Source organism: Paenibacillus thiaminolyticus, assembly GCF_007066085.1.
In the GTDB taxonomy this organism is placed as follows: domain Bacteria; phylum Bacillota; class Bacilli; order Paenibacillales; family Paenibacillaceae; genus Paenibacillus_B; species Paenibacillus_B thiaminolyticus.
Window position 1 is genome coordinate 2755404 of the sequence record NZ_CP041405.1, and the last position, 26466, is coordinate 2781869.

Here is a 26466-nt window from a genome sequence, read left to right on the forward strand (position 1 = left end):
CGATTGATATTTCTTTTGCACAATACTACATATTATTAATTAATTCACAAGAATACCCCCAATCATTTCCTGCAAGGACTGAATTATTATTCATCAACACGAATAAAAAAACTGCACCTTCCTTTTTCCGGAAGATACAGTTTGCGATTCAAGTTTTGTTATGGAATTTTTCCTCAGCCCCACATGCTGATTAAGGCCATTCCGGCCGCGACAATCGTCGATGCGACCAGCCGCTTCTTGCCTTGCTTCTCCTTCAGAATCCAATATCCGAGGAGGGTACCGATAACAATGCTGAACTCGCGTATCGGCGCCAGATGAGCCAACGGCCCCAAGGTCATCGCGAACAGGAATAGCAGATACGATCCTGGCGAAATAACAGCCCCGAGTCCGATCGTGCTCCAGTTCGCCCGCCACTCGCGCCGCAGCAGCCCGGCCCGCTTCACGGCAGGCGCCAGGAAGATAACGGCCCCGATGTTCGAAATCTCAATCAGCCCCAGCGGGCTGAAAAATTCGATGACGGCTTTGTCGGTCAAGGTGTACGCCGCAGTGCACATGCCGACCGAGGTCGTCAAGGCAAGCGCAATCCACCATGACCTATCCTTCTGCTTCACGGAGAGCATGCCGCTCAGGCCGAACAGCCCTCCCACGATCAAGCTCCACCCGAGCCAGCCGATTGCCGACATGCTCTCTCCGTAGAGGGAGACGCTGACGAGCGGCACGAGCAGCGCGGCCGTCCCCCGCATCATCGGATATACCTGCGACAGCTCGCCTGCCTTGTATGCCTGGGACACCAGATACAGATAGGTTCCCTGCAGCAGGAAGGATACGATAAGGAGCAGCGCATGTCCCCATGTCCAGGTCATCGTGATCAGATCGCGGATAAAAAAAGGGAAAAACAAAACCGTGGCAACCGCATGGAGCGAGAACAAGAACGATTCCTTGTGCAGGCTGCGCTTGGCGAATAAGTTCCACAACGCATGCGTGAATGCGGATGCGATGACGAGCAAAAGGCCATAAACCATCATGTTTTGCGTTCCTTCTTTCGTGTCGCCATCCCTTGGCAGGGACGAATAGTCCGGTACCATAAAACAATGCTATTGTATCACATTAGCCGTGAACGACAAGACGCGAATTGAATCCGCTGCCAATACAAAAACACTGGCACGCGGTTGCACGCGGTTTTTCTTTCACGCCGAGGCTGACCACCCGTCATATACGGACGGCCTGCCGCTTCATAGGAAGCCGGCAGGCCGCATATCATTGCTTTATTTCACGCTGACACGCAGCGACGTGCTCTTGCCCTCGAAGGTCAGCTTTACGCTGGTCGAGCCTTTGGATACGCCCTGCACGCTGCCCCGCTCTACCTTCACCTTCGTGTTGGATGGCACGAACGTGACGGAGGAAGTGACATCGACGACTTCCCCGGTGTCGTAGATCGCCTTCACCTTCCAGTTCGCTTTCTGGCCGGCGGTCAGCTTCAGGCTGCCCGGCTCGGCAATTAGCTTCGTCAGCTTCGGCGTCACCTTTACAGGCACTTCCAGCTTCTGTCCCTGGAACTCGCCGTTCAGCACCGTGCTGCCGATGGCGACTCCCTTGACGGACGAGCCTTTCACTGTCGCTATCTTTTCATTGTCCGACTTCCAATCCACCTTGGATCCGAGCGAAATTTTCTTTCCGTTCTTGTAGTAGCCCGTTACCTTGATGCTCTGGCTCTTCTTCACATTCAAGGTGAGCTGATCCGGTTCAATCTCGAAGCGGACGACCTCTTCTTCAATCGTGACTTTGACCGATATTTTGACATTCCCATAGGTTCCGTTCAACGTCACCTTGCTGGCTACCAGTCCTTTGAGCTTGCCGTTGACGACAAGCAGATTCGGAGAGCTCGACTCCCATTTCACTTCGGAGGTGACATTCTCCTCATCCCCGTTCATATAGATGACCGTCACATCCGGGACCGCCTGCTCCCGTCCCGTCACGATAGTCATTTCCGACGTGTTCGATTGGAGAATAAGCGCCTTGCGCTTCACGGTCACTTCCATCGAGATCTCATGACCGCGCACGTTCGCGGTAAGGGTGGCCGTTCCCCGGCTCTCCGCCTTCATCTTCTCGTCTTTAATGGAAATGACGCCGGTATTGGAGCTTGTCCATACCGCCAGATCAGATACATCTACAGTATCTCCCCCCAGCGTAACCGCGCTTACCTTCGGCAGGCTCTGGGATTCTTCCATATAAATATCCATCTTGCGGATGCCGTCTTTATCTTTATCCTTGTCTTCCTCCGGCCATGTCAGCTTCTCGATCGCCGGAATGACATTCACTTCGACCGATTTGGACAGTCCTTTGTACTTCGCTGTCACCGTCGCCGTGCCGGCAGCCTTGGCATAGACCTGGCCCTGTTCGACCGTCACCGCCATGACATTGCTCGATGTCCATTCCGCGAGATGCGTGACCTCTTCCTGCGTATCGCCCGAGTTCAGGACGAATGTCTGCACTTGCAGCGGCGCATCGCCTAGGAGCATCGTCTGCTTCTTGTCCGGCGAGATGCGCATCGCTTGGTACGATGGACGCACGACGACCGAGACCGACTTCGTCGCGCCCAGATAGGTGGCTGTAATGGTGGCCGTGCCGACGCCAATCGGCTTGACGGACCCGTCCTTCACTTCCGCGACGCCGCTGTCGCTCGTCGACCAATCGGCCTTGTCGGTTACATCCTCCAGATTGCCGTCCTTCGTCTTCGCCTTCGCGATCACGTTGACTGCCGAATCGCCGAATTCAAATTCAATCAGCTTGTCCGGAGACAAGGTAAGCTCTTCATACGGAAGCTCGACCTTGATTTTGATCTTGCTGCTCAAGCCCTTATACTTGACGGTGATCTCGGCTTCGCCCTTGTCCTTCAGCGTAAGCTTGCCTTTGTTCACTTCAACGACGCTTGAATTGGAAGAGCTCCAGGAAGCATCGGCGGTCACATCGTTCTCGGTATTGGCATCATTGTCAAAAGCAAACGCCTTCCAATTCGGCTTCATGCCGAGGTACAGAGTCGTTTCTTTGTCAATATCTACGCCGGTGTCTTCGGAACGTACACTCAAGTCATCATACATATAATTGGAGATGACCGTCTTCTTCACGGTATACCCTTGGTATTTCGCCGTAATCTCCGAAGTCCCCTTGCTGGCGCCCTTTACCCAGCCTGCGTCTACCGTGACCGCGGGATTGGAGGAGCTCCAGTCCGCCAGGCCGGTCACATCCTTCTGTTCTCCCTTGATCGTCCCGATCAGCTTCAATTGAACGGACTGTCCCTCCACGATGACATGAACCGGGTTTACATCAGATTCAAAGTGGACGTCGGTTACCGTATCCGCTGCGTAAGCCGCTCCATGAAACGGCAGCAAGCCGATCACAAGCGCACATGCCAACACGATGCTGAGCCACGATGTTTTTTTCCACGTTGGGTTCACTCGTTATCTTCTCCCTTCCAGCCTTGCTCTGCACTAAAATACAAATTACTGCTAGTTAATATAACGGACAAAAGACGCCAGAATGTTACCTCAGGAAATAAAAATATAAGCGGAGATTTCCGATTTAGGGCTTATGTCCTATATTCATCCGCTTAAGTCTCACTGGACCGTTAGCCGTACCCTCCAACAGAAAAAGCCCGCGGCAGAGGTCATCCCCCGGGGCTGTTCGTTGGCATATGGTCAGGGCGAACTGGAGCCGCCGCTTCTCCCGAAATTGCGGCGTGTCCAGTTCATCGGACAGCCGCTTACGGTGTGCACGGGAAAAGTGTGCATATCTTCGGGTCTCCCTTCCAAGTCCTGCCGGAACAACAAAAAGATACCCGGCCGGCAGCCTTAGCGGCCGCGGACCAGGTATCTTCTCTATAATAGCCAATAGCCGGCAAATTCTACGGCGCAAGCCCTTCCATAAAATGAAGCCGGAAATGGAACTTAATCTCTTCCTTATCAAGCGGATCGTACAGCTTGTTCCATTCTGTCGTCAGCGCCTTATACATCTGCAGCATGACGAAGCTGATAATCTTCGGATTATGCCCCTTCACTTCGCCCTTGTCCATGGCAAGTCGCACCTGACGCTCAATATAGGTGAGCAGCTCGCCCTCCATCTTCTTAATCGCCTCACGGGCCATTGGCGTGCCCAGGTCGCGGACTTCCTGCGAGAGCTTGATGGCCAGCTCATGGCGGCCCCGGAATTCAAGCACCCGATCAAGAACGCGATACAGATTGTCGAAGAAAGGCTTGTCTTCCTGAATTTCTCGGTCGGCAATCCCTTTCATTTCCATAATCAGTTGTTGTAAAATCTCATCAAAGAGTTCTTCCTTGTTCGTGAAGAACGTGTAAATCGTTCCCTTTCCTACCTTGGCGATTTTGGCGACTTGATCCATCGTTGTCGCCTTATAGCCGAACAAGGCAAAGGACTGGGCAGCCGCATCTACGACGAGCTTACGGCGGTCAACGGACATGTACTCCGCCTCCTTCCTCCCGCTGGGAGGCTGATATGACTAAATGACCAATACGATTTTTCGGTCATCTCTTTTATACTATTGAACATAGCATATATCCGGCCTGTTTTCAACTTTGACACCTTCCGGCACCGCAACTGCCTTTGGCATTTCCAAGTGCAGTAAGATGCTTCCTTTTCATTTTCCGGTTATAATGAGAGTAGGTGAGAATATGCGAAAGAAAAGAATTCTTCTGTTGTCCGAAGGCTTCGGAACCGGACATACGCAGGCAGCCTATGCATTGTCCGTCGGAATCAGGCAGCTGGCGCCGGAAATGCAGACCCGCGTCATGGAGCTGGGCAAATTTTTGAACCCAACGGTCGCTCCCTTAATTTTTGCAGCCTATCGCAAGACGGTCAGTGTATCTCCGAAGCTGGTCGGCATGCTCTACCGCAAGCAGTATAAAAAATCATTGAACCGGGTTACGCAATCGGCTCTGCATCGCATATTCTATACACAAGCTTCTCATGTCATTAGACAGCTGCGGCCGGATGCCATTGTCTGCACTCATCCGTTTCCCAGTATCGTCGTCTCCCGGTTGAAGCGGGCGGGAATCGACGTTCCTTTGTATACGCTGATTACCGATTATGACGCGCACGGCACCTGGATCACGCCGGAAGTGAACAAGTATCTTGTCTCCGCCCCCGAGGTGGAGCAGAAGCTGATTCAACGGGGCATCTCCCCCGGGCAGATCATCGTCACCGGCATTCCCGTCCACCCGAAGTTCTGGCAGCGCTGTCCGCAAGCGGAGGCCCAGCAGCGGCTCGGGCTGAAGCCGCTCCCGACCGTCATGCTGATGGGCGGAGGCTGGGGACTCGCGCTGGACGAAGAGCTGCTGCGTTATATGACGAAATACCGGGATCACATCCAGCTTCTCCTCTGCATGGGAAGCAATGAGAAGGCGATGCAGCGGATCGAGCAGGACCCGGTCTTCCAGCATCCGAATATCCGGATCTTCGGTTATACGCAAGAAGTATCGATGCTGATGGACGCTTCCGACCTGCTCATTACGAAGCCGGGAGGCATGACCTGTACGGAAGGGATGATGAAGGGCATTCCAATGCTCTTCCATGCGCCGATTCCCGGTCAGGAGGAAGAGAACTGCGACTTCTTCATCGAGCACGGCTTCGGGGAACTGCTGGAATCGAGAGAGACGATCGACCGCTGGTTCCATGATTTGAGTCAACACTACGAGACGCTTCGGCAGAAGCGGCAGCTCGGGCCTTCCCCGGAAATGAAACCGGACGGCTGCCCGCGCGCCGTCATTGATTTGCTGTGGCATCCGCAATACTGAATACAAAGGAATGATTCACTTATGATGTTCACCCCGATAGGGTTCGCAGGCTACATGATTATCGGACTGGCCCTGCTCTCCAGGACGCTCGGCTGGATAACAAATTCCTTCCTGTTCGCCGCGCTGATTATTGCCGGCTTCGTCTGCTTCGGCATCGTGGAGAACCGTTGGGGGCGGCGGCACTGGCTTGTCCGTTATCTCGATTACACGCCGCTCATGGTTCTCGTCATTGCCTATGTCGTTGCCGGGAGCACGGTTCCCCAATACGTGGCGATTGCGCTGCTGCTCCCGCTCGGCGCCGCCAGCTCCTTCGGAGCGATCCGGCTCTCTCGCACGAAGAAGTACCGGACGATGCCGGTCATCGACGAGCATAAGAAGGAACCTCCGAAGTTCCAGTGATCTGCCGATCATCCCCGCGCCCCGTCGACATTCCCGCGGGCGCGGAATATTATTAATTAGTGCCCTTTTCCGATTGTAAGGGAGCCAGGAGTGACCATATGCTGAAGAGAAGGCTCCAGTCTCTAGTTCATGTCTTGTAGGGAATCTCACCTCATTTTCAAGCCAGCCGTAGTGGGGCCCATCATTATGGTAGTTAAAGTCAATGTCTCCTCTTGTACTACAAACTGAACTCACATCAATAGATGAAAAACCAGGCTCAAAAATACTATTTCCATAATCATACTGGTATAATCCACTATAATCTACACGTGTGGTGTGACTTTGCCATGCTGCACCGACGGTGTTTAGATGTTTTCCCTAAGTAAGTTATCATTGCCCGCCGCTGAAAATACCATCTCTTACTGAACCCATGTCATAAGTGGTAGTATCATCGAGTCTAATTTTTTCCATAAGCATTCTAATGATAGATACAGCTTCTTTATTTTCTTCGGTAATGACATGATCGGTACCATTTAGATCGGTATAAATGTGCTTCATTTGGCCAATGTTGAAATCAATTTTAACGCCGCCTTCTTATTTAATCCTTTAATATATCCTTCATTAGATTGTTGGACACTTACATAGAATATTGCAAAAGTAAATATTTTCAACAAGGTGATATATATTAAAAAAAAGATGATTATTACCACTGTTGTTTGTCTTGTAATCTTGTCGCCTTGGCTGCTCAGTACCGAGAAAACGGCAGCGATAGTGACCCTAATCCAAATCAATCAAAACTCAATCCGAATTGTAGACAGGGCGAATAACCAAGTTACGGTGTATGGTGAGGAAGAAGAAATCCGAACTTTGCAAGTGAATAAAAATTACTCTATTGTCTATGAAAACTACTGGTTTACGCGACCGACTCTGGTTTCGATTAAGCTGATGCCCGATGATGTATGACTCCAGGAACAGTTTAAGTGTGTAAAAAAAATTGATAACCGCCTTTCAACTAGTCATTCAGCTATCATGCCGATTGCTCCCCTGAAAGGCGGGAATGTCTCATACTAGGGAGAGTTCGTTTAAATTGCCTTCTGGAGGCATCGTTGCCTCCTGGGGCTTGAACATGTGGAAGGAATTGCTGCTATTTTACAGGAATTTCGGCTCAATGAGTCCACATCCCGAGGAATTGCTGCAAATCTACAGCATTTTAGGCCCTTTTGCTTCAAGCCGAAGCGAAACGGGTGAAATTCCTGCAGTTTTGCAGGATTCCCTTTCTGGGAAAATCGTCCATATCGAATTGCTGTATTTGCGCAGGATTTCGCTTGCCTAATAAGCGTAGAAATCATGCAGTTTTGCAGAATTCGCCTACCGATTATTCGTGTCTGGAGAAATCATGCAGTTTTGCAGAATTCGCCTACCGATTAGGCGTGTCTGGAGAAATCGTGCAGTTTTGGTGGATTCGCCTACCGGATAGACGTGTCTAGGAAAATGGTGCAGTTTCCAGGCCGTTGGAAAACCCCTGTTTTTTACGAAGGGGTGGAGATGTCCATTTACACAATCAAAACTTGGCACCCATAGCGTTTTAAATCGATTTTTTCTACGGAGAGACGAGATCCACCACATAAAAAATGAAGTTCCACAAAATCCCTTGGACTTTCTCAACAGCCTGGGATTTATGCAGGACAACAGAGCGGGTTTTTGCGGATGTAATGTTTTGAGAGTTTGTCATTAATCTGAAAGAGGCCCCACAGGGCCTCTTTTCAGATCCAAGGCAACAGAAGTGCCTGTAGAACTGTGTTTAAGCGATTCCAAACCTATTTCACTACGCTGCCGCCGAACAAGAAGCGGTGCTCCCAAGTGGTGTTGAGCACATTGTCGACCCGCACGCCGCCGGATTTTATGGAGTACGTATGCAAAATTTTGCCGTCTCCCAAGTAAATCCCTACATGCGTAATCCGCTCCGTGCTCTTGTTGACGCCTTTATAATCGGAGGCCTTAGAGCCTTTATAGGACATAAAGAACATGAGATCGCCGCGCTTCAGCTGGCTAATGCTCGTCTTCGCCGTGGAATTCTCCTTAATCCAGCTTCCTTGCTTGCGTGAATCCGTCGGCAGCACGATGCCGAGCGCTTCCTTATAGGCTTGTCTGACGAAGGCGGAGCAATCGAACGTTTTGGTGCTGTTCCGGTTGGAGCCGAATTCGTACGGCGTGCCCAAATATTTTTGTCCGACCTTGATGACCTTCTCGATGTCGGCTGACTGGTTGGACTCCGATGGCTTACTGCCTGTAGCGGAGTTCGCCACCTGTATGTATTTGCTGCTCGTGCTCATATATCCGGTATTGCCTTTTTCATCCCGTACTTTGTACCAGCTGCTGTTATGCTTGTCCAATATCGTAACTTTCTCGCCTTTTTTCATCAATCGGATAACCGAAGAAGAAGTAGAAGGTCCTTTGCGCAAATTAACCGAAGCGAGAATATTACCCGTCTGATTGGCCGACACTTGCTGCGCCGCCGCGGCAGCCTGGGGAGCTTCGGCAGCCTGGGACACCCCTGCGAATACTTGTCCTGCCATCGTTACCATCAATAATCCTAACAATAGTTGTTTTTTCATGTCATCCTCCTTGTTGTTCTACCAATGCTGTAGTGTGACGCTGCAACGGAATATTGAATTGTTGTTCATATGAACAAGATGTCAAAGAATAGTATATTTTAGTAGTTATACTAAAATTGTTATGACATCCCAAAAACAACTTGCCCTAATTATAAATAGAGCCGGACAGAGGAAACTATCCGACAATCTGCTTAAAAATAGACAAAATTGTAACCTTCTCTAGTTCAATATACCTAATACCCGTAAGAAAAAAGAATATTTTGTAACTATTACCCAGGAAATTAAGGTATATTATAGAAAAAGGTTGATTGACTGGAGAGGAGTGTTTTGATGGTTCGGATGTCCCGGAATTCCATTTCGTGGCCATTTTTGATCCTATTATTAGTTGCAGCGGCGGATATTTCCATGCTGCTGACTTCCCCGTCGCCACCCTTGTCATTGGGAGTGGTTCTCGATTTCATGGTCGTCCTGCCGCTGCTTGTATTCTGGCTATGTATGCGCCGGATGGGCAATCAGAAGCTGGCCGCCTTCGCTCGGGCGCTCGCCGCCACTCTTGCCGGTTACGCCGCTGCCCGGCTGTTCGTGCCTATTCACGGTACCGAGCTACGGTTAGCGCTTGACTCGGCCGCGCTTGGCGCCGGAATCGGACTGGCGGCGTGTGCGCTTTACTATGCGGCGCGGCTTCGGGCAACCTACCGCCAATCGCGGAGCGGCGGTGCTTCTCCCGTAGACGCTATCCGGAACGCCTTCACCAAGACGGCATCCTCCGAGAAGCTGGGTCGGCTGCTTGCTCATGAAGCCTCCATCGGCTACCATGCCTTCCTCAGTTGGCGGAAAAAGCCGTATACGACAGAGCATGCTGCCGCCTTCAGCGCGACGGAGCAGTCCAGCATGCTGGTCATCGTTATCGGCGCCATCCATTTGCTCGTCCTGGAAGGAATCGGCCTGCATTTTCTCGTGCACCAGTGGTCGGCGCTCGCGGCGTGGATTTTATCGCTGTCCAACGTATACCTCATCTTCGTCATAATTGCGGATTACCGACTGACGAAGCTGAACCCGGTGGAGGTGACGGAGCGCCTCATCCGAATCCGCATCGCGCACGACATCTGGACCGATATCGATCGGGATCAGATTGCCGCCGTCCGGCTCTTGAAGGAGCCGCTGTCGAATGACGAGCTGCGCCATACGGCCGCCCCCTTGTTCGGCACGCCAAATATAATGCTGGATTTGACAGCTCCCGTATCGGTCACGGGCCGGTTCGGAATCAGCCGCAGCCTGGAGCATATCGCGCTCTGCCTTGATCAGCCCCATGAATTCATCGCGGCGCTGGAAGCGGAGGCGGACGGGTCGCTTTCCTAATACCAAAAAAAGCGTGCAGGCAGAATCGGGTTCGAATCCCGAGTCTGACTGCACGCTTTTTATTAATATCGGTCAAGATAGAAACCTTTAATATTCCGGTCCGCTTGTACTTGGTCTCCGAATTAACAAAGTTCAATCGTCCCCGCTGGCGCTTGGCCAAAGAACACTGGGGGAGAACATTGTACCGGCCCCAAGCGTATGCCTGGAGCCGGTACGGGATCAATGCGATTGGATGGAGTGCATTATTTATACTTTACGCTCAAAAGCTGTCTCAGCTCCTCATTCGAATATTGGCCTTTCATGCCTTTGATGTTGACCGTCAGCTTTTTCTCGGAGGCAGCTTGAATCGATTTTGCTTTGTTCTGATTTACAATCGTTTGAGAGGCACCATCGGATACGACATATTGCCCGATGTCCGGCCGGTATGAGAGGAAGAGCAAATATTGTTGGCCGGCCTTCACCTTGTCAACGGATTGATAGAGCTCAATCGTTGACGACTCTGACTCACCATACAGCGTGTCATCGATACGCAGGACAGCCTCTTGATGCGAAGCGAGCGGATCAGCTCCGTTTTCCTGGATTTCACTCACCGCATTGACATACGCAACGACAACCAAGTCGGTATTGCCATCTAGCATTTCTTCAATATGGTAGTAAGGAAAATCCGCATAGACCGCTTCATCCGCGGAGGAAGGCGCGACAGAAGACTTTCGTAATTGCTGGAGGTCGCTCAAATCGTGAGACTGCGGCGTAGTCATCGTAGCGCGATTGCGGTTGTAGCTCATGATGGACGTGGTTCCGTAGACACCCTCGCCCGCCGTATCATGATCCCCCAGAAATTGAGTATGCCCGAACTCGTGGGTAGTGGAACTGAGACTGGCGTTCCAGACTGAACTCGGGAAATCGCGAGCCAGTAATCTCTTGTTTACCTTAATCGTAAAGTAGGAGTTATATTTGCTGTAGAGGCCATACCAAGACTCAGGATAGTCTCGATAATAGCATTTATTCTGGGAAGAAGATTTCTCGGTCATAGTCGTACCCGCAGCCACCGTCCAGTTTTTGGCCCCTTGAGCACAGAGTCCGTTGTCACTGTCCGCACTGGCAAAGGTAATAGAATATAAATCCCACCCGGAAGGGATCGAATGGTTTTGGGCAGCGGAGGCTACAGGGGGCACTAGCGAGACAAGAAGCAAGAAAGAGACGCAAACCGATAAAAACCTTGCTTTCATTCGCATCAACCTCTTTTCTTATTCGTTTTTAAACTTCTTTACCATACTTTTTGCTGTAGAATACGGGAGTGAAAAACATGAAGGAGGTAGTTTCAAAGATGATCTGCAGATCTGAAGAACGGCAAGGGTTCGAGAACATGAAAGATAAAAGCACTTGGAGTCGCCTGGCGGCAAAGAGAATGCTGCACTGGAGTGTACTTGGAAATGCTGCATACGCAAATTTTTACCGATAACCGAAGACAAAATTAGGCTACGTTATCTCTCCCCCTTCCAGATCCGGATTTTCTTAATCGCGAAGCAATCAAACAGAGCGGCCGAGCGAGTATGTATGAGGATTGACTTCGCCATATAAGAAGAGGCACCCCGAACATCCCTGACCATTATTGGGAATGTTTGTTAACGACATCATATTTAAAAATTCAGTCATTTGTCAATCGTTTTTTTGAAAAAAGTACCTTCTGTTCGGTTACGCCATACCCCGCCCGATCACATAAAAGCGTCCAAAAGAGTCTGATCGCTCAGAGTCTTCCGAACGCTTTTCTGATCACAGAACATGATTCCGGTACGGCATCCGCTTAATGAACCGCCCGTCCTTGAAGCCGCTTCGGCTCCGCTCCTGCTACCATCGGCTCGACGTGAACATGGACATGGGCGATATTATGCTTGCGCTGCATCCGCTGCTCGATATCGTCGCAGATGCGATGGCCCTCCACGAGACTCAATCCCGCATCGACCAGCACAACGACATCCACCAGCACCAGGCTTCCATGCAGCCGGGCCTTCACCTCGCGAATCGCCCGCACGCCTTCCGTGCTCTCCACCGTCTTCCGCAGCCGCTCCAGTTGAGCTTCGTCGAAGCCGTCCGTTAACGTATGAGTGGCCTCGCGGAAAATATTCCACGCCGTCTTGCAAATCAGGATGCCGACGGTCAGCGCCGCCAGCGGGTCAAGCCAGCTCATTCCGAATTGCGCGCCGAAGATGCCCACCGCCGCGCCAATACTGACAAAAGCGTCGGAGCGATTGTCCTGTGCCGCCGCCATAAGCGCCTGGTTGCGGATTCGCGTTGCGAGACGCTTATTGTAGGTGTATACGGCAAGCATAATAGCCGCACTGGCCAGCGCCACCCAGCCGGTGACCGGGCTCGGGCTGCTCTCTTCCCCGGCGAACCAGGATCCTGCGGTGGACAGAATGACCTGAATGCCGACCGTCGCCATGATGAAGGACGCGATCAGTGCCGCAATCGTTTCCGCCCGCAGATGCCCGTACGGATGATCCCGATCCGGCGGCTTCTGCGAGATGCGCAGACCGATAAGGACGGCCAACGACGCGATAATATCAGTCAGGTTATTCCAGCCGTCAGCCTGCAGCGCTTGCGACTGATACATCCAGCCAATCATTAGCTTGACGCCGGACAAGACAATATAAGCGGCGATGCTAATCCATGCCCCTTTTTCTCCCTGCTTCATATCCGCGTATACATCCGCACTCACGGTCAAGCCCCTCCCCCGCTATCAATCCGCCACTACGAAGAACTGTCATCGAGCTGATGGAGTTTTTCAGCGTTAATGTTGAGTTATTATCGTATCAGACGGATCCCGTGTGGGTCTACAGAAACAGTGTTGACCCCCCATACAACTCTTGAGCCGGCAACAACCTGTTGCTGCCAGGTAGAAAAGTTGGGACCATTAATGAAAGTTGCTGAGAGGCAACACCGCTTCATCCTCCTAGCTTGTACCAGATGGGGGCGGCGTATACTTGCGGGGGCTATCGCTCATCTCTAGATGAGACCATGCTTTCTTTTCAGCTCCAAAATCAATTCTTCGCTGCTCTTCGCCCCGGATGCAGGGGCCTCTTCGAGGGCGGGTTCGGGTTCGTTTGCGGGTATTATGGTTGATTCCGTTTTCTGCAAATCATTAAGTGTCTCATAATAACTCAATTCGCATACCGAGACCGTTTCAAAATATAAGAACCTCTTATCATCCTCCTGAGCATCCAGCGACTGGGCCAGAAACCACTCTTCCTCCAAATCTTTCTCGGTAAAGACACGGGAACGATATAAAGTGAGTCCAATTTCCGGGAAGAGATAGCAGAATCCAGCAGAGGCATCCCATGTTCGCGAATAGCGAGACATTCTGTCCAGCGCCTCAACCAAGTCGTCTGCCTTCGTGCGAAAAACATGGATTCCATGGCAAAGACAATGAGCGTGCTCCTTCACATCGTTTATCATTTGGAGCGCAATCAAGCGGTCATTCGAATCATATTCCGGCATGAAATACGAGGAAAAATCAAACGAAATATCATCCCGGCATTCATAGCGGGACGCATATTGGCGAATGCATTCCTCCACCTCATCCCTGCTCATTCCGAGCTTTATCGTTCCGATGCCTTGTTCCGGCTCGATCTCGATGGTATCCATAATCCACCCCTATGCGGAAGCTTCGTTTTTTCTATGTTACCATTTTCCAAAAGGTGGCGATAGATCCGGATAACCTCGCGGGACAAGAAGGGCTATGCTTTCATTTGCTTGCACAGGCGCTCGGCGACGACCGCCAGCTCGGCACGCGTTACCGGCTCATTCGGGGCAAACCCAGAACCTCGGCCCGCCATAATTCCATTGGCGATCGCATACTGGATCGACGATTCGGCCCAGTGGCCCGCATAATCCCGCTCCTCGGGCTTGCCTTGTCCTCCCCGCTGCTCCTCCACGAGCTTCATGAACTCCTGCCAGCGCGGCAGCACGCGCGACGGGCAAGCCTTCCCGCTCCATTGGCGGTGCGGAACGATACGCTCCATGGCAATGCCGTGCTTCTCCGCCAGCCAGGCGATCAGCTCCGCAGCACGCCGCCACGCCTTCGGCTCATCCATCCCCTCGTACATGCAGATCTCGACGCCAAGCGATAGCAGATTGCCGGGTCCGTTACCGTCCCCCGCATGCCATCCCTGCTCATCTTCGCGCAGATGCTGATAGATCTCACGGTCGTCGACCGTATAGTGCCAGCTCTTCTTCTCCCCGCCGCTTCCGTTCAGAATATAGCGGGAATGCGCCTCGGCGGTAGCGCCGGGAGCCGGATTGTCCGTATTATGGATCGTAATATATTGCGGCTTCATCGTCCGGTTCGGCTTGTTCGGCCGCCCGTCGGGCAGCAATCGCTGCTTAATGTCCAGACTCATCGTGTATTCATCCTCTCATTTGTATTGAAAATAAAAAAAGCCGCAACCTTCCTCGGCAGCGGCTGTCCTCACGACCATGGTTCTTCACATAGGCTTATACCTCGGCATGCTTCAGCAGATCAATCAGCTCCAGGCGAAGGCTCTGCTCCGCATCCTCCTTCGGCATGATCATGAAGCGGCACATATATTGAATGTCGGGTTCGAAATAGCGAATCAAGCGCAACAGCGCATCCTTGTCATGCTGCCGGGCCTGCTTCAGCCATTCGGCGAACTCAGCTTCTGACATAACCGGTGAAGGGATTTGCGTTTCCATTTGCTCACCGCCTGCTGGGTCAGATTCAGCTTCCTCGCAATCTGGACCTCTGTCTCGTCCGCTACATACAGCCGGTACAGGATAACCCGCCCCCTGTCGCGCGGCAGCTCCTGCAGCAATTGCCGGACGAGCAGGCGGTTGTCGGCTTGCGCCGTGAAATCGGGAGCGGCGAAGGAATCCGCCCTCCATGGGATCTCGCGGCTGCGGGCCGCCTTCGCCCGGTATTGCAGCCTCCAGGCTCTGCGGTACAATTCCTTGCGAACACGTTCCATAAGAGTCGTCTGCGGAGTCACTTCGTCATTCCTCCCCTTTTGATAGGCGCTCAAAAAGCCCTGCATTCCGCCCCTTTTCCGACGCAGAACCGACCCTTTGAACGCTCCGTTTATGTCGTGGAACCCTTGGCCTTGGCCCCAGGGAACCGCGCTTACTGCTGCTTGTCGCGAATTTCGCCCTTGCCGCGCAGCACCTCGACCGCCTGCTTAATGATCGGCGGCAGCGGCACGCCCAGGCGGCCGCCATTCTCAATGATCGACAGCAACTCATTGGCCAAATAGAAAAAAATCGTCGCGTCGCGCAGCAAATGCTGGTCCCCTAGCACGCTGTCCACCTGATGCGCCACCGCCACGACAAAAAATATAAACACCTTGCGCGCGATGCCCATCAGCCCGATGCTGCTGCGCAGCCGCCCTTCGGCCCCGGCCGCCATCACGCCCGTCACATAATCAATCGCGACGATGATAAGCAGCACTTGCAGCAAGGCCGGCCAGCCGCCGAACAAAAACGCTGCCGTCCCGCCCGCCGCCGCAAAGGCCGACTTTAAAAGCACGTCCAGTCTTTCCATGTGTGGTCCCTCCTTTGCGTGAAATAGCCCCCGGAAGGTGTCCGAGGGCGTGAAAAAAGCGCCTGTGCGGCGCTTAAGCTTGCGGCCTAATATCCGGCCGTTGACTATATACATAGGCTATGACTCTCTCGGAATCGGGAGCAGTCAAATGATAACTTGAAATAATTGTGTCCATATCCCCTTCGCCCAGGTTATAGCGAGTAACACATGCCCGGGCAAGGACGCGGATTTGGAAATCCTTCAACATCGCGACCCCCTCCCTCCTATTTAGATGAGACCAATTCGGCAATAGTCAGTTCAAGATCCGCTACTCTAGCTTTGGTTTGCTCCAACTGTTCAGATAGCGGCGGCCGATATGCTGGCGGCTGCGGCTCCGGTGCGCTCGGATAACATTGCCCGAGCGCTCTCCAGTATCAATTATGACATTGCCAGTTGCAATATCAAAATAAAGTCTGCGTCCTACTTTCATTTTTCTCCCCCTAACCAATTGCGACTATATACACTGCTTTGCCGGCGTAATCTTCATCGGTAGCAACAGGCATTAAAAAACCATCTGGCGTAATTGTGCCTTTCAAACGATTTGAATTTTGGCTGGTATCAGGCAATGTGTCTGCTTCTGTAACCAGGAAAGATTCGCCGTACGACCCATAAGAAACAGCATTAGTCCATATTTTTCCACTAGTCCGGTAAGCATCATACACAGCAGAAGGAAAAGTGTGTGACGAGATATGCACTTCAATGCGTTTGGCTCGGAATCCGAGACCTGTCACAACTACAAAATATGCCCAAAAACCGCTAGTCTCAGTCTGATTAAATGATGGATTGGAATAAGATGTTGTTACATTTATTCTCGCAACAGGCAAACCAGTATAAATCTGTCTAATTTTAGTCTCCAGGGTCGGCCATGTATCATTTGCGGATGCCGGGACTCCCTTGGCGCTGATGGCACCCGCGATACGAGTTTTCGCGTCAACGCCAGATTGAAAAAGGTCTTGCGTCCAAGCTGTCCAGCCACTGTCTGTCAGCCTGCGCATATAGAAGCGATCGGCATGTAAATCGTAAACCTTTTGCAGTACCCAGGAGCCGGGAGCATGGGTAATGACCTCAACGTAACCCCAACCATGCAGGAGCGCGGGGGCATTCCCTAGATTCGTCCCCCTGTAGAAACCCGTGTGTACGATGCTGTTCAAATCACGATTCGTAATATCAATTGCTGCACCATCATCACCAGACACCTTATGGCGCTGCCACGGTTTGGCATCAATATATGACTTCGCATTCGTTTCAGCTTGGTTCCACGCCGCCCGCTCCGCCACTGTAATATGCTTCACCGTGTCGGCCGCGTGTGCGTCCAGGTCGGCCTTCTTGGCGGCCCCGATGGACTCCGGCGAGATCTGGGTCAGGTCGATATCAGCGACCTTCTCATCCGCATACGCCTTCGCCTCTCCTAGCGCCTGCGAGATGTCCTCCTTCTCCGCCGCCTTCTCCTGCAATTCCTGCAAGGCTTCATAGGTCGTGTTCATTTGCCAGTTCATCCAGGCAGCCGGAGGCTTGTCGAGAACCTGGTAGCCTTCTTTGATTTTGGAATCCGGCGGCCGGATGCCGGGCTGCTTCCACTCCGGAAGCGGCTTCTGAAATGCCATATGGCTCCCTCCCACATCGAATATATTGAAAAAGTTTCAGAACATTTCAAGAATCTGCTTTCCTCGTACAAAAATATAGGCTAGAGCCTCTCCTACACCGGAATCGGGTAATCATGCCCCGGCGTATACACATCCCCGAGCGTGCCGCCGACGGTCATCGCTTCATCGGCCAGCCCATGCTCGCTCTGCTCCGGCTTGTCCGCCACGGACGACAACTCGAACGTCCCTGACAGATCCACCTGCGCCACGCGGACGCCGGCGGAGGTGACGCTTTGGACGAGACGGACGAACTGCGCCGGGCTCATGCCGACGCGGTTCAACTGCTCGTAAGGAACCTTGACGACCTGAATCGCCGCGGGCTCGGGATCATGGGCGTCGTTCTGCTTCTCCCGGATCGCCAGAACCGACGGATCGGCATTGAGGGCCAAGGCCAGCACGCCGATGATGGAATCGATATCCCCGCTCGCATTCATGCGGGCCAGCTTCGAACGCAGCAGGATGCGGTAAATCTCATCGGTCGCCTGCCCGCGGGGTTGGCCTAGATTGCCGCCGATGTCATCCAGCGCGGCCCCTTCCGCCTGCTCGATGCTTTTCCAGGCGGAGATGCGCTCCACCGTGGCGCGAATCTCGTTCATCTGTTCGACCCAGACGCTCACAAGCTGGGCGAAGCGGCTGTCTTCCTTGGCGATGATATCCGGCAGCAGCGCCATCACGTCATGCAGCTTATTCATCGCTTACCGCCACCTTAATCCGCTCCGGCGCCACGCGGGCTACCTCGTAGAGCGGAATATCCACGTTGCCGCTTGCCCATTCGCCCGTGCCCAGCTTCACCTTCAATTCGCTTACTTCTTCGACGCCGTCCACGTTCTGAATCGCCGCCAGCAGGCGGCTATACACGATGCGCGAGCCTTGCGGCAGGCCCGTATAATCCTGCCGATCCGCGCCGACGCCGCCGATATATTGCGCGATCGCGGTGATGATGTCGTCCTCGCCGCGAGCAGGGAACGATGGCCCCGCCTTGACGACAGCTTCCACATGCGCATCCAGCAGCTTCATGCGGCTGAAGCGGACCTCATGCTCGTTCCCGCTCACATCCCGCACCTTGACACTCTCCGTGCCATCGGTGCCGATGCCGGCCGCCTTTTTCTCGAAAAGGGTCCGTGCAATCTGCTCCGACTGCCCGCCATGCACATAGGCGCGAATCGACTTCGGCGGAACGCCTTCCGCGTTCGTCTCCATCGTATCGTTCACGCGTACGGCCGCCGACTTCACCTCCGGAAGCTGCAGCAGAGCCGATACGATCGCATCCACCGTGGCGGCATGGCTGCCATCCCGGGCCGCCCGCAGCCGATCGCGGAATTCGGTGTCATTTTCCCGCTCGCGTCCGTCGGTCATGCTATCCGGATTCGTGATCGCCGCAATCTCCTTCACCGAAGTAAGCAGCTCCGTAACCGAGCCAGCCGGAACGTTGCCGCTGCTGCCCGGCACAATCGCCGTCACCGTGACCTCACCCGTGCCGCTCTCATCCAGCGCGCAAGCCTCGTCCGTCGTGAACCAGACCCCCGACTTGGTGCCGACCTGCAATCCCGGCTGCACCGTATAATTCGCGGTTCCGGTAATCTGAATACGCCCATGCGCGGCCTGCTCCAGCTTCCGCCGCAGACCGTAGAACACGGCCAGGGCATCCAATTGGACGCCTGTCGCATATTGAATGTACGACTCGTGGTACACCTGCTCGACATCCTCCCACAGCTCCGCCAAATGCCAGGCGAACACCTGCATCATCATGCCGAGGGGCGACGTCTCCGACATATTGATATCCTGGCCCAGCCGTTTGCTGACGCCGGCCACCAGTTCCTCATAAATCTCGTGATACGTCTTACGCTTCAATCCCGCTTCTGTCAGCATAGACAAGCTCAACCTCCTCTCCGTCCGCGCTCGTCATCCAGACATGCGCCTGCACGGCGCGCGAATGCGCATCCCACTCCACGGCGACCTCTTCCACCGATTGCACGCGCGGTTCATCCGCGATGCAGCGCATGATCGCCTCGCGAATACTGTCTTCGCTTACCTGCTTGCCGACGAGCCGCTCATGATCAAGCCCCATATCCGGCGCCAAAAAATATTCGCCCAAGCGGGTGCTCAGCCGAACGCGAACCGCTTGCGCCAGTTCCTCGCGCCCGTCGATCCAGACGATATCTCCATCGGTTACCCGAATATCTCCTTCATGGAGCGCCCATGTTCTCATGACCCCGCCACCTTTCCGACAATGACGCCGCCGTTCTGGCCCGCCTCGGTGAACACGACGAGGACGCGGCTTCCCTGCTCGATCACGATGTCCGGAGCCTGCTCCACCAGCGGGAGCTGATAACGGATGAGGCCGGCTTCCCCGTCCAGCTCCACATCCGCCGTCCCCGATGCCAGGCTGACAACCGTGCCGATCTGCGCACCCGCCGTGCCGGACATCTTATGATCGATCCAGGCCTCCAGGGCGCCGACCGCCCGATTCGTTCCCAATGCGCGCCACCTCCTTCTCCAACTCCAATTTCACCAAAATGACAACCGCCTAGATTTTGACCAAATCCACCTCGGTCAAAAATTGTTCTGCCGACACCGTATGCTTGCCCCGCTTCACCTTGTACACGCCCTCGAACTCTTCGCTGACGAGCCGGATCTGCGCGCCCGCATGCAGCCGGTAGTTCAGAAGCGATGTCGCCCGGACCCCGGCCTCCTTGTTCTCCTCATAGGACTGCGGACTGCCGATCAAGCCGCTCTTCGGCGACAGCCTGACGATGGAGCCTCCGCCGCCCCCCTTGCCCTGAGCCTGAAAATAAAGCTTTCCCTGCCGCGTATAAACGCCGGTCTTGCAGGCGGAAGCCGCGCGGCGAATCGCGTCCACCGGGTCGCCCTTCATAATAAAGCCCTTCATATAGGCATAATCCGATTCCAAATCTACCGGTCCATGCGGAATCTGCGCCCGCGTCAGGAGATCGTGAATGATCTCGCTCGCCTTCGTCCCTGGGCGGTACGTATGCGCCATCTCATAGATGGAGACCGCTACGTCATCCTTCACTTGAATCGTCGTGATCCGCTCGGTCTGCTCCCGCTTCGTCCGCACCTCCACGATGCGGCCCTGGAGCACCGTGCCAAGGTCTTTGCCGTACCCCGCGTTCACGATGACGCGCATGCCGGTCCGAATATTCGCCAGCGTATGCTTGGACAAATTGTAGATCTCCACCGTCGACTCGCTCGGCTCCTTGCCGTCGTCGAAGTCGGCGATGACCTGCATCGTCAAGTCTCCGTAGGTGAAGCGGTATCCGCCGATCAGAATCTCGCAGCCCCGGTTATATAAGTATTCCATCGTCATCCCCCAAATGAAGGTGCACAGACTGCCCCAGCGTGTCCCAAGTAATCAACTCTCCCGGATTGTCGCCATACGGCACGATGACCTCCAGCGGGAAGTCGCGCGTCTCCATGCTCTCGAACAAGGGCATCCCCCACACGAGCTTCACGCCGAGCGCCAGCGGCTTATCCCCTTCGGACAGATCCACCGTAAAATAATCATGCGCCGCATTGTAGCGCACTTCGAACGTGTATGTTCGTTCCCCCAGGTCCATATCGAAGGAATAGGGAATCAGATCTTTGTCGATCCGGATAATTGCCATGCTTCTCCCCCTTTCCGGCGCCGCCACCTAAGCGGAACGGGCTCTCCCAATGGGTTCGCGTCATTTGACGCGAATAACCGTCCCTGGCGGCGGACTCATATAGGTGCTGACCCTTTTGAAATTCAGGGCGTGCAATGCCGTTACGCTGATTCCGAATTGCTTGGCGATCGACGGCCAACTGTCGCCGGGCTGAACGCGATACATCCGGATCGGATCGCCCTTCGCCTTCGTCTTGCTCTGGTTGGACAGTAATTTCTTCCCGGTCTGCAGCGCCACGATCATGCCCGCCTGCGCGATGCCCGGCATGCCGGATAGCTTCATTCCGGCCCGAATCCCCGCTTCGCTGACCTGGTAGTAGGCCGCGATATCTTTGACCGATTGGCCGGGGCGCACGACATGAACGTCCGGCTTCGGCCGGTAAGCCGTATTCCGCTTGCCGGAGCGGCTCTTCGGCTTGACGGCTGCTTTCCGCTTCGGCGGGAGCTTGTCATACGCAATCTTGACGAGATTGACCTGCTTCAAGGTCATCGCGAACGACATGCCGTTCGCGATCGAGTTATCATGCGTCGTCCGCAGACTCGTAATGACGCAATTCAGCAGCATATTGCGGCCGCTATACTGCAGCAGCTTCCCTTCATTCATCGCGGTGACGAGCCGATGCCGGTAGTTCGAGGCCTGCGGCCCGATCAGCAAGCCTTCCAAATGCAGGCTCACCGTCTCCCTCTGCACATGGTCGGTAACCATGCCGCCCTTCTCGATGTTATGGCTGCTTACCTGCACCGAGTATTCCGGTTCCTCGGAAATCACGAACAGCTCGACTCCGCCCAACTTGCTTTTCCGCGTACTAATAGGACATCATGCCTCCTTCCGCAACGACCGGCTTCGGCATTGGCTTCGGCGGCGGCAGCTTGCTCGCGATGCTCCGCTCGAACGAACGGAACGATGCGTCGAATTGCTCCCGCGCAATCCGCTTGATCTCCTCGATCATCCGCATATCGATATAGCCGTTCACATTCAGATTCATGACCACGTTGCTGTTCGCCGTGACATCGAAGCCGCTCCGGTTCCCGGCCGGAAGAGGCGGACCAGCATTTCCCTGGCTGCTATAAGGAACAGGGGCCTGTAATGGACCAGACGGGGCGAACGCGATAGAGGCATCTGCCATTGGCCGGTACGTACCCGCAGCAACCGTCGTGGCGGATATCTGGCTTTGCACGCTCAGCTTGTTCACGTCAGGCGCGGCGGCGGGCTGTTCCTCCTCTTTTGGAAGCAAAAACTTCTCTGCCGCCCACAACCCGGCATCCAAAGCAAGCCCGCCCAAAAATCCGGCCGGCGTAAAGCGCAGAAACCTCGTCGCCTTACTCACGGTACGGGCACCTTTCAGCAGCTTGCCGAACCAGCCCGTCTTCTTGGCGGCGGACGCAGCCTTGCCGACATCCGATGCGGTTGATGTCGAAGTGGCGATCTCCGCCATCGTCCCGGTGGCGGCTTGAACTGATTGCACGGTCTCCGCCGTCGTCTGGGCGGCCGTGATCGCATATTCGCCGCCATCCGATTCCTCTTTCTCTTCCTTCTTGCGGCCGAACATGTTCAAGGCGAAGTCGCCTGCTATGGCAGCTACCGTGCCCCATTTTCCGACTTTTTTCAAAAGGCCCCGCTTCGGCTTGGCAGGTGTGACCTTGCCCGACGTACTGGATGGCGCTGTGCCTTGCGGAGCCGAAGGGGGCGTCGCGGCGGTTGTTAGCGGGGCGGCCGTTCCGCCTGCAGTTGGCGGAGTAGCGGGACCGCTTTTGGTTGGCGACGCGGCCGGAGCGCCTTTGGCTGGCGGCACGCCTGTACCGCCTTTGCCCGGCGGCGCGGCGGTCCCGTCCTTGGTCGGCGCGGCAGCCTTGCCAAGCTCCTTCTGCCGCTGCGAACCTTCGCGGCCGCTTTGGCCTGAGCCGCCTCGCTTCTTCTTGCCGGACTTGCCCCCTCCCCGCTTTTTCTTGTTCTTCTTTTTGTCCCTTCCCCCGGCTTCTCCCGCGAGGCCGGACGAGATGCCTCCTCCACCCTGGCAGCAGCAGCATTTGCATTGGCTGCCGCCGGATTCTCCGGTGAACAGCTTTTTCACATAATTCACATTATCAATGACACCTTTTACTTTCTTGATGCTATCGCTCGCGGCATAGACATAATCTTGGGCGGTTTTTGCGAATTCAAGGGCTTGTTGCCAGTACGATTTCTCCTCATTCCCTGGCTTCTTGTCCTCCGCTTTCGCCGGGCCTTGCACCACGACCGTCGTGCTCTGAACCGCGGCCAGTGAAGCGGACAACTGCTGCCCCAACCCATTCGGCTGGACCGCATGCGCGAGGCTCGGCCCTCCTGAGCGGATCGAGGCCTGTCTTCGCATCATATTCGCGATCGACTTCACGTCCGACGCGATGCCGCCGGTCGCCAGGGCGGGTCCGCCCCGCTTCGGTCTGGCGGCGCGCTTCATCTCCGCGATCTGCTCCTGCATGCTATCCGTCATCATCCGGAACACGGAGCCAACCTCATCCAGCTTGCCGTTCATCGTGCGCAGCTCGCGGTGCACATTTTTGGTGATCCGATCATCCATTGACTTGCCCCCCTCCTGTCCCGTACATCCATTCCATAGCTGCGGCAGCCTCGCATAATTCCTCGATGCTCATGCCGCTCGCTTCCGCATACGTAATGCCGCCCCGGCTGTTCAGGACGACACGCCAGAACAATTGCCGGAGCGGATTGCGGGAGATGGAATGTCTATACGTCGGATGATTCGGATTCCAAGGGCGTGTCCACCATGCCCAGGAAGCGCGCGCATTCGAGCCAAAGCGGCGTCATGATGTCGGTCTTCTCTTCAAGCGCTTCCCAGCTCAGGCGCGGAGACACAATGACATGCTGGAGGAAAAAGTCCATCGACGGCTCCAGCTTCCATCCCCCGTCTGCTTTGAGCGCCACATCATAGAGCCGCATCAGGGCGCGGGCGCCCGGATGCTGCAGCACATATTCCTCTTGCTCGATCGTTACCGTCTGTTGCTTGCTCACTTCATTCACCCTTTCCGAATCCCAATATGGAAATTAGTTCACCCGATGCGTATAATCCAGCACTTGAATTTCAAATTCGCGATCCTCCAGCTCCGAGCCGTAAGCGGCAGCCGGCAGCTTTTTCACGATCGCCTGCGTGCCCCCGATCGTTTCGCCCGGCTCGTTGTTGGATTTCACCCAGATCGAGAACAGCTTCTTCTCGCGTGCCAGACGATGCAGCAGGACAATCTGCGGCGACGTCGACATCAGCGTCAGCTTAATCGTGCCGAGCGGATTATTTTTGTGCGCAATCGCCACCTCGCCGCGCGCGCCGACATGAGCCACGCTCTGCTCCTCGTCCTTTTCGCAGGAGACGAAGGTATTCTCGCCGAATCCCGTAATATACTCGCCGTTAATGACGACGGACACTTGCTTCGCATCATAAATGCCGATACTCATGAATGTGCACCTTCCTTAAATTCAATATTTTTTACCCGCAAGGATGCTTTGGGATCAAAAGCGGTTGTTCAGTCGTGTTCAAAAAGGCCGGTGTTCGGCAATCGGTCTTTCTGACCTGCCATTCCTAGAAACGGATGACGCCGTTCACCTTCACCTGATGCACCGCTCCGGCAATCTCGAACCAGAACGAGCCGCCGCGGTATTCGCGGTTCGCGCGATCGCCCGGATCGACCTGGTTGCGAAGCAGGAAGGAGGTGCCGAACAGCGGCTCGCCGCTGTCATCCGCGGCAATGATGCCCATACGGAACGACTCCAGCAGCACATTGATCACCGTGCTCTCGATTTGCGCGATGCCTGCGTCCGTATATGGAATTTTGCTGGATTGATTGAGCAGATGCTGAATCTGCATTTCCATGCGGGCACGAACATAGTCGCGCGCCATAATGACATCGATATATTCGCCTGACAGCGTCTTGCCTTCGGACGTGCGGGCTTCACCCTGCTTGTTCACATACGTAATCGCGCCGCCGTCATGAATCTCCATCAATTCCCCGGCGGTCAGCTTCAATGGAGCGATGCCGGTGCAGGTCTTGAATTTCCAGGTCACGGAACCGACATCCGCGGAGCCTACCGAGCCGACGAGCGCGGCATCCGGGTAGGCGCTGGCATCGGTATGATAGAACGCGACCGTGCGATTGAACCCGGCGGCCTTCAACGCTTGCAGCTTCGTCTTGTCGGACACCCGCGTCACGAACAGGCGGTAGTCCTCCTTCTCCAGCTCCTGAGCCAACGCCGTAACCGTTGCTTCGCTGTTGTCAGGGGAGAGCAGATAGTACCAGCCCATATCCATAACGGAACGGAGGCGCTCCTCCGCGTTTTCCTGCTCATCGCATGCCGCAATCGCGATGCGGGCCGGAGAACGGTCCCCTTGGCCGAACAGAGCCGCGGCCATCTTGTACTCCGCCGTCGATTCGGCGAAGTCCGCCTGAACGGCCTTCAGATCGCCGTACTCCTTATAAGCCGATCCTCCCGCCTTCTTGCCGAGAATGAGCGGCATGCCGAAGGACAACCGTCCTGTCGGCTTTTGCAAATCAATCGTCACTTGAACATCCTGGATCGTCATTATTCCTTCATCTCCTTCAATGTCATATGAACCTTCTCAATATGGCCGGGACTTGTCCGGGCGAACGAATCCCGCATGCGCAACCGAACGCGAATCTCCAGTCCGTGAACCGGTTCCGCCACCCATTGCGCGTCGCTGACATGAACCAGCGCGGCCGACAGGCCTTCCAGCTTGTCTGCGCCTTCAGTCCAGAGCCAGCCGATCGCTTGGCGGCATTGCTCCATCGCCGTCCACGGATCGGGCGAACACCAGACCAGCTGCCATTCCATCTCGACCAGCCTGGTCAACGGCCCGGTCATATCCCGGTGCCGCTGCGAACGATCCGCATAGGGCACGGACACGCGATACAGCAGCCTGGCCCCGTCTGGCGCCTGCTCTTCCGCGGACGCCTGCAGCGGCAGCGGTTCGAGCGGAAGTCCCGCGGACTCCGCCAGCGGCTGCAGCCACTGCTCGAAATAATCGCGATACACAATCAAGCCGTCTCTCCCCCCTCTCATCGGCAATAAAAAAACCGGCAGCAATGCCGGCATTATTGCGGAGCGAGGAGCAGAACAAGGGAAAATTCGGTGCCTCTGGCTTCTTTGCCCGCACCTGTCGTCCGCCGATTGCGTGTCCCTTCTGCTCAACTCGTCCACAATAGCATTATAATACGGGGAACACATGTTTGTTTTATCGTATTTTTATAGAATAGCAACAGTATTTATAAAACGTTATTTTAAATAAATTAACGAACATTTGTTCTTGTTTTGTGGTATAATGAGTATATTCTCATCTATTCATGGGTCTGACGGCAGGAGGCGCAGAATCGGCAGGCTCATTTTCATAAGACAAGGATATAT

Annotated in this window: 29 protein-coding genes; 4 read left to right on the forward strand and 25 right to left on the reverse strand. The window is 54.5% G+C overall.

Going from position 1 to position 26466, the window contains the following annotated elements:
• Positions 1–173 precede the first annotated feature (173 nt).
• The 3 genes from FLT43_RS12405 to FLT43_RS12415 all read right to left on the reverse strand — a co-directional run bounded on the left by FLT43_RS12405 (position 174) and on the right by FLT43_RS12415 (position 4474).
• The gene (locus FLT43_RS12405) at positions 174–1025 is read right to left on the reverse strand and encodes an EamA family transporter (protein WP_087444627.1); all 852 of its coding nucleotides are present in this window, start codon (positions 1023–1025) and stop codon (positions 174–176) included.
• A gap of 240 nt (positions 1026–1265) precedes the next feature.
• Positions 1266–3455 (reverse strand): Ig-like domain-containing protein, encoded by a 2190-nt coding sequence (locus tag FLT43_RS12410; protein ID WP_087444626.1) that lies wholly within the window; start codon positions 3453–3455, stop codon positions 1266–1268.
• Positions 3456–3901: 446 nt separating this feature from the next.
• Positions 3902–4474, reverse strand: coding sequence for a TetR/AcrR family transcriptional regulator (locus FLT43_RS12415; protein WP_087444625.1), 573 nt, complete (start codon positions 4472–4474; stop codon positions 3902–3904).
• A gap of 211 nt (positions 4475–4685) precedes the next feature.
• On the opposite strand from FLT43_RS12415, the gene FLT43_RS12420 reads away from it, so the two are divergent.
• The 3 genes from FLT43_RS12420 (at position 4686) to FLT43_RS12430 (ending at position 7518) form a co-directional block, all read left to right on the forward strand.
• Positions 4686–5807, forward strand: a complete 1122-nt coding sequence (locus FLT43_RS12420; RefSeq protein WP_087444624.1) for an MGDG synthase family glycosyltransferase — start codon at positions 4686–4688, stop codon at positions 5805–5807.
• 21 nt (positions 5808–5828) lie between these two features.
• Positions 5829–6206 (forward strand): permease, encoded by a 378-nt coding sequence (locus FLT43_RS12425; RefSeq protein ID WP_087444623.1) that lies wholly within the window; start codon positions 5829–5831, stop codon positions 6204–6206.
• 1105 nt (positions 6207–7311) lie between these two features.
• Positions 7312–7518 (forward strand): hypothetical protein, encoded by a 207-nt coding sequence (locus FLT43_RS12430; protein WP_140399045.1) that lies wholly within the window; start codon positions 7312–7314, stop codon positions 7516–7518.
• A 484-nt stretch (positions 7519–8002) separates the two neighbouring features.
• Here the strand turns inward: FLT43_RS12430 and FLT43_RS12435 are convergent, their stop codons facing one another.
• Positions 8003–8800, reverse strand: coding sequence for a C40 family peptidase (locus FLT43_RS12435; protein WP_087444620.1), 798 nt, complete (start codon positions 8798–8800; stop codon positions 8003–8005).
• A gap of 330 nt (positions 8801–9130) precedes the next feature.
• Between FLT43_RS12435 and FLT43_RS12440 the strand changes: the two genes are divergently transcribed.
• Positions 9131–10159 carry a hypothetical protein gene (locus FLT43_RS12440; RefSeq protein WP_244194357.1) on the forward strand — a complete coding sequence of 343 codons (1029 nt, stop codon included), beginning with the start codon at positions 9131–9133 and terminating at the stop codon, positions 10157–10159.
• A 242-nt stretch (positions 10160–10401) separates the two neighbouring features.
• On the opposite strand, the gene FLT43_RS12445 is transcribed toward FLT43_RS12440, so the two are convergent.
• The 21 genes from FLT43_RS12445 to FLT43_RS12545 all read right to left on the reverse strand — a co-directional run bounded on the left by FLT43_RS12445 (position 10402) and on the right by FLT43_RS12545 (position 26103).
• Entirely contained in the window at positions 10402–11388 is a 987-nt protein-coding gene (locus FLT43_RS12445) for a hypothetical protein (protein ID WP_127510980.1), read from the reverse strand.
• Between the two features lie 575 nt (positions 11389–11963).
• Positions 11964–12878: a cation diffusion facilitator family transporter gene (locus FLT43_RS12450; RefSeq protein ID WP_087444617.1), complete on the reverse strand. Its 915-nt coding sequence runs from the start codon at positions 12876–12878 to the stop codon at positions 11964–11966.
• A 287-nt stretch (positions 12879–13165) separates the two neighbouring features.
• Entirely contained in the window at positions 13166–13804 is a 639-nt protein-coding gene (locus tag FLT43_RS12455) for a hypothetical protein (protein ID WP_087444616.1), read from the reverse strand.
• A 92-nt stretch (positions 13805–13896) separates the two neighbouring features.
• On the reverse strand, positions 13897–14559 hold the full coding sequence (locus FLT43_RS12460; protein WP_087444615.1) for an N-acetylmuramoyl-L-alanine amidase: 663 nt from the start codon (positions 14557–14559) through the stop codon (positions 13897–13899).
• Positions 14560–14653: 94 nt separating this feature from the next.
• On the reverse strand, positions 14654–14872 hold the full coding sequence (locus FLT43_RS12465; protein ID WP_087444614.1) for a hypothetical protein: 219 nt from the start codon (positions 14870–14872) through the stop codon (positions 14654–14656).
• Positions 14815–15165, reverse strand: coding sequence for a sigma-70 family RNA polymerase sigma factor (locus FLT43_RS12470; protein WP_244194356.1), 351 nt, complete (start codon positions 15163–15165; stop codon positions 14815–14817). The genes FLT43_RS12465 and FLT43_RS12470 overlap by 58 nt, the downstream gene beginning before the upstream one ends.
• Before the next feature lie 131 nt (positions 15166–15296).
• Complete coding sequence (locus FLT43_RS12475; RefSeq protein WP_087444612.1) at positions 15297–15713, reverse strand: phage holin family protein; 417 nt, start codon at positions 15711–15713, stop codon at positions 15297–15299.
• Positions 15714–16020: 307 nt separating this feature from the next.
• Positions 16021–16182 (reverse strand): hypothetical protein, encoded by a 162-nt coding sequence (locus FLT43_RS12480; protein WP_244194355.1) that lies wholly within the window; start codon positions 16180–16182, stop codon positions 16021–16023.
• A gap of 10 nt (positions 16183–16192) precedes the next feature.
• Positions 16193–17356 carry a pyocin knob domain-containing protein gene (locus FLT43_RS29330; RefSeq protein WP_087444611.1) on the reverse strand — a complete coding sequence of 388 codons (1164 nt, stop codon included), beginning with the start codon at positions 17354–17356 and terminating at the stop codon, positions 16193–16195.
• A gap of 92 nt (positions 17357–17448) precedes the next feature.
• On the reverse strand, positions 17449–18087 hold the full coding sequence (locus FLT43_RS12490) for a hypothetical protein (RefSeq protein WP_087444610.1): 639 nt from the start codon (positions 18085–18087) through the stop codon (positions 17449–17451).
• Complete coding sequence (locus tag FLT43_RS12495; protein ID WP_087444609.1) at positions 18080–19264, reverse strand: baseplate J/gp47 family protein; 1185 nt, start codon at positions 19262–19264, stop codon at positions 18080–18082. Before FLT43_RS12495 ends, FLT43_RS12490 begins: the two co-directional genes overlap by 8 nt.
• A complete protein-coding gene (locus FLT43_RS12500; RefSeq protein ID WP_087444608.1) occupies positions 19236–19604 on the reverse strand; it encodes a DUF2634 domain-containing protein in 369 nt (122 codons plus the stop codon). The genes FLT43_RS12495 and FLT43_RS12500 overlap by 29 nt, the downstream gene beginning before the upstream one ends.
• On the reverse strand, positions 19601–19873 hold the full coding sequence (locus tag FLT43_RS12505) for a hypothetical protein (RefSeq protein ID WP_087444607.1): 273 nt from the start codon (positions 19871–19873) through the stop codon (positions 19601–19603). Before FLT43_RS12505 ends, FLT43_RS12500 begins: the two co-directional genes overlap by 4 nt.
• A 49-nt stretch (positions 19874–19922) precedes the next feature.
• A complete protein-coding gene (locus FLT43_RS12510; protein ID WP_087444606.1) occupies positions 19923–20717 on the reverse strand; it encodes a phage protein in 795 nt (264 codons plus the stop codon).
• Positions 20701–21021: a phage baseplate plug family protein gene (locus tag FLT43_RS12515; protein WP_087444605.1), complete on the reverse strand. Its 321-nt coding sequence runs from the start codon at positions 21019–21021 to the stop codon at positions 20701–20703. Before FLT43_RS12515 ends, FLT43_RS12510 begins: the two co-directional genes overlap by 17 nt.
• 60 nt (positions 21022–21081) lie before the next feature.
• Positions 21082–21828 (reverse strand): LysM peptidoglycan-binding domain-containing protein, encoded by a 747-nt coding sequence (locus FLT43_RS12520; RefSeq protein ID WP_087445387.1) that lies wholly within the window; start codon positions 21826–21828, stop codon positions 21082–21084.
• 37 nt (positions 21829–21865) lie between these two features.
• Complete coding sequence (locus tag FLT43_RS12525) at positions 21866–23617, reverse strand: hypothetical protein (protein ID WP_087444604.1); 1752 nt, start codon at positions 23615–23617, stop codon at positions 21866–21868.
• Positions 23618–23781: 164 nt separating this feature from the next.
• Positions 23782–24066, reverse strand: a complete 285-nt coding sequence (locus tag FLT43_RS12530) for a hypothetical protein (RefSeq protein WP_087444603.1) — start codon at positions 24064–24066, stop codon at positions 23782–23784.
• Between the two features lie 33 nt (positions 24067–24099).
• A complete protein-coding gene (locus FLT43_RS12535; protein WP_087444602.1) occupies positions 24100–24504 on the reverse strand; it encodes a phage structural protein in 405 nt (134 codons plus the stop codon).
• Positions 24505–24628: 124 nt separating this feature from the next.
• Complete coding sequence (locus FLT43_RS12540) at positions 24629–25627, reverse strand: DUF3383 family protein (RefSeq protein ID WP_087444601.1); 999 nt, start codon at positions 25625–25627, stop codon at positions 24629–24631.
• Positions 25627–26103, reverse strand: coding sequence for a hypothetical protein (locus FLT43_RS12545; RefSeq protein WP_087444600.1), 477 nt, complete (start codon positions 26101–26103; stop codon positions 25627–25629). The genes FLT43_RS12540 and FLT43_RS12545 overlap by 1 nt, the downstream gene beginning before the upstream one ends.
• Positions 26104–26466 lie beyond the last annotated feature (363 nt).

Excerpts from the sequence above, each read along its gene's own strand:
- FLT43_RS12405 (WP_087444627.1), bottom strand. The coding sequence starts at position 1,025 with ATGATGGTTTATGGCCTTTTGCTCGTCATCGCATCCGCATTCACGCAT.
- FLT43_RS12415 (WP_087444625.1), bottom strand. The coding sequence starts at position 4,474 with ATGTCCGTTGACCGCCGTAAGCTCGTCGTAGATGCGGCTGCCCAGTCC.
- FLT43_RS12420 (WP_087444624.1), top strand. The coding sequence starts at position 4,686 with ATGCGAAAGAAAAGAATTCTTCTGTTGTCCGAAGGCTTCGGAACCGGA.
- FLT43_RS12425 (WP_087444623.1), top strand. The coding sequence starts at position 5,829 with ATGATGTTCACCCCGATAGGGTTCGCAGGCTACATGATTATCGGACTG.
- FLT43_RS12430 (WP_140399045.1), top strand. The coding sequence starts at position 7,312 with ATGTGGAAGGAATTGCTGCTATTTTACAGGAATTTCGGCTCAATGAGT.
- FLT43_RS12435 (WP_087444620.1), bottom strand. The coding sequence starts at position 8,800 with ATGAAAAAACAACTATTGTTAGGATTATTGATGGTAACGATGGCAGGA.
- FLT43_RS12440 (WP_244194357.1), top strand. The coding sequence starts at position 9,131 with ATGGTTCGGATGTCCCGGAATTCCATTTCGTGGCCATTTTTGATCCTA.
- FLT43_RS12445 (WP_127510980.1), bottom strand. The coding sequence starts at position 11,388 with ATGAAAGCAAGGTTTTTATCGGTTTGCGTCTCTTTCTTGCTTCTTGTC.
- FLT43_RS12455 (WP_087444616.1), bottom strand. The coding sequence starts at position 13,804 with ATGGATACCATCGAGATCGAGCCGGAACAAGGCATCGGAACGATAAAG.
- FLT43_RS12460 (WP_087444615.1), bottom strand. The coding sequence starts at position 14,559 with ATGAGTCTGGACATTAAGCAGCGATTGCTGCCCGACGGGCGGCCGAAC.
- FLT43_RS12465 (WP_087444614.1), bottom strand. The coding sequence starts at position 14,872 with ATGGAAACGCAAATCCCTTCACCGGTTATGTCAGAAGCTGAGTTCGCC.
- FLT43_RS12475 (WP_087444612.1), bottom strand. The coding sequence starts at position 15,713 with ATGGAAAGACTGGACGTGCTTTTAAAGTCGGCCTTTGCGGCGGCGGGC.
- FLT43_RS12480 (WP_244194355.1), bottom strand. The coding sequence starts at position 16,182 with ATGAAAGTAGGACGCAGACTTTATTTTGATATTGCAACTGGCAATGTC.
- FLT43_RS29330 (WP_087444611.1), bottom strand. The coding sequence starts at position 17,356 with ATGGCATTTCAGAAGCCGCTTCCGGAGTGGAAGCAGCCCGGCATCCGG.
- FLT43_RS12490 (WP_087444610.1), bottom strand. The coding sequence starts at position 18,087 with ATGAATAAGCTGCATGACGTGATGGCGCTGCTGCCGGATATCATCGCC.
- FLT43_RS12495 (WP_087444609.1), bottom strand. The coding sequence starts at position 19,264 with ATGCTGACAGAAGCGGGATTGAAGCGTAAGACGTATCACGAGATTTAT.
- FLT43_RS12500 (WP_087444608.1), bottom strand. The coding sequence starts at position 19,604 with ATGAGAACATGGGCGCTCCATGAAGGAGATATTCGGGTAACCGATGGA.
- FLT43_RS12510 (WP_087444606.1), bottom strand. The coding sequence starts at position 20,717 with ATGGAATACTTATATAACCGGGGCTGCGAGATTCTGATCGGCGGATAC.
- FLT43_RS12515 (WP_087444605.1), bottom strand. The coding sequence starts at position 21,021 with ATGGCAATTATCCGGATCGACAAAGATCTGATTCCCTATTCCTTCGAT.
- FLT43_RS12525 (WP_087444604.1), bottom strand. The coding sequence starts at position 23,617 with ATGGATGATCGGATCACCAAAAATGTGCACCGCGAGCTGCGCACGATG.
- FLT43_RS12535 (WP_087444602.1), bottom strand. The coding sequence starts at position 24,504 with ATGAGTATCGGCATTTATGATGCGAAGCAAGTGTCCGTCGTCATTAAC.
- FLT43_RS12540 (WP_087444601.1), bottom strand. The coding sequence starts at position 25,627 with ATGACGATCCAGGATGTTCAAGTGACGATTGATTTGCAAAAGCCGACA.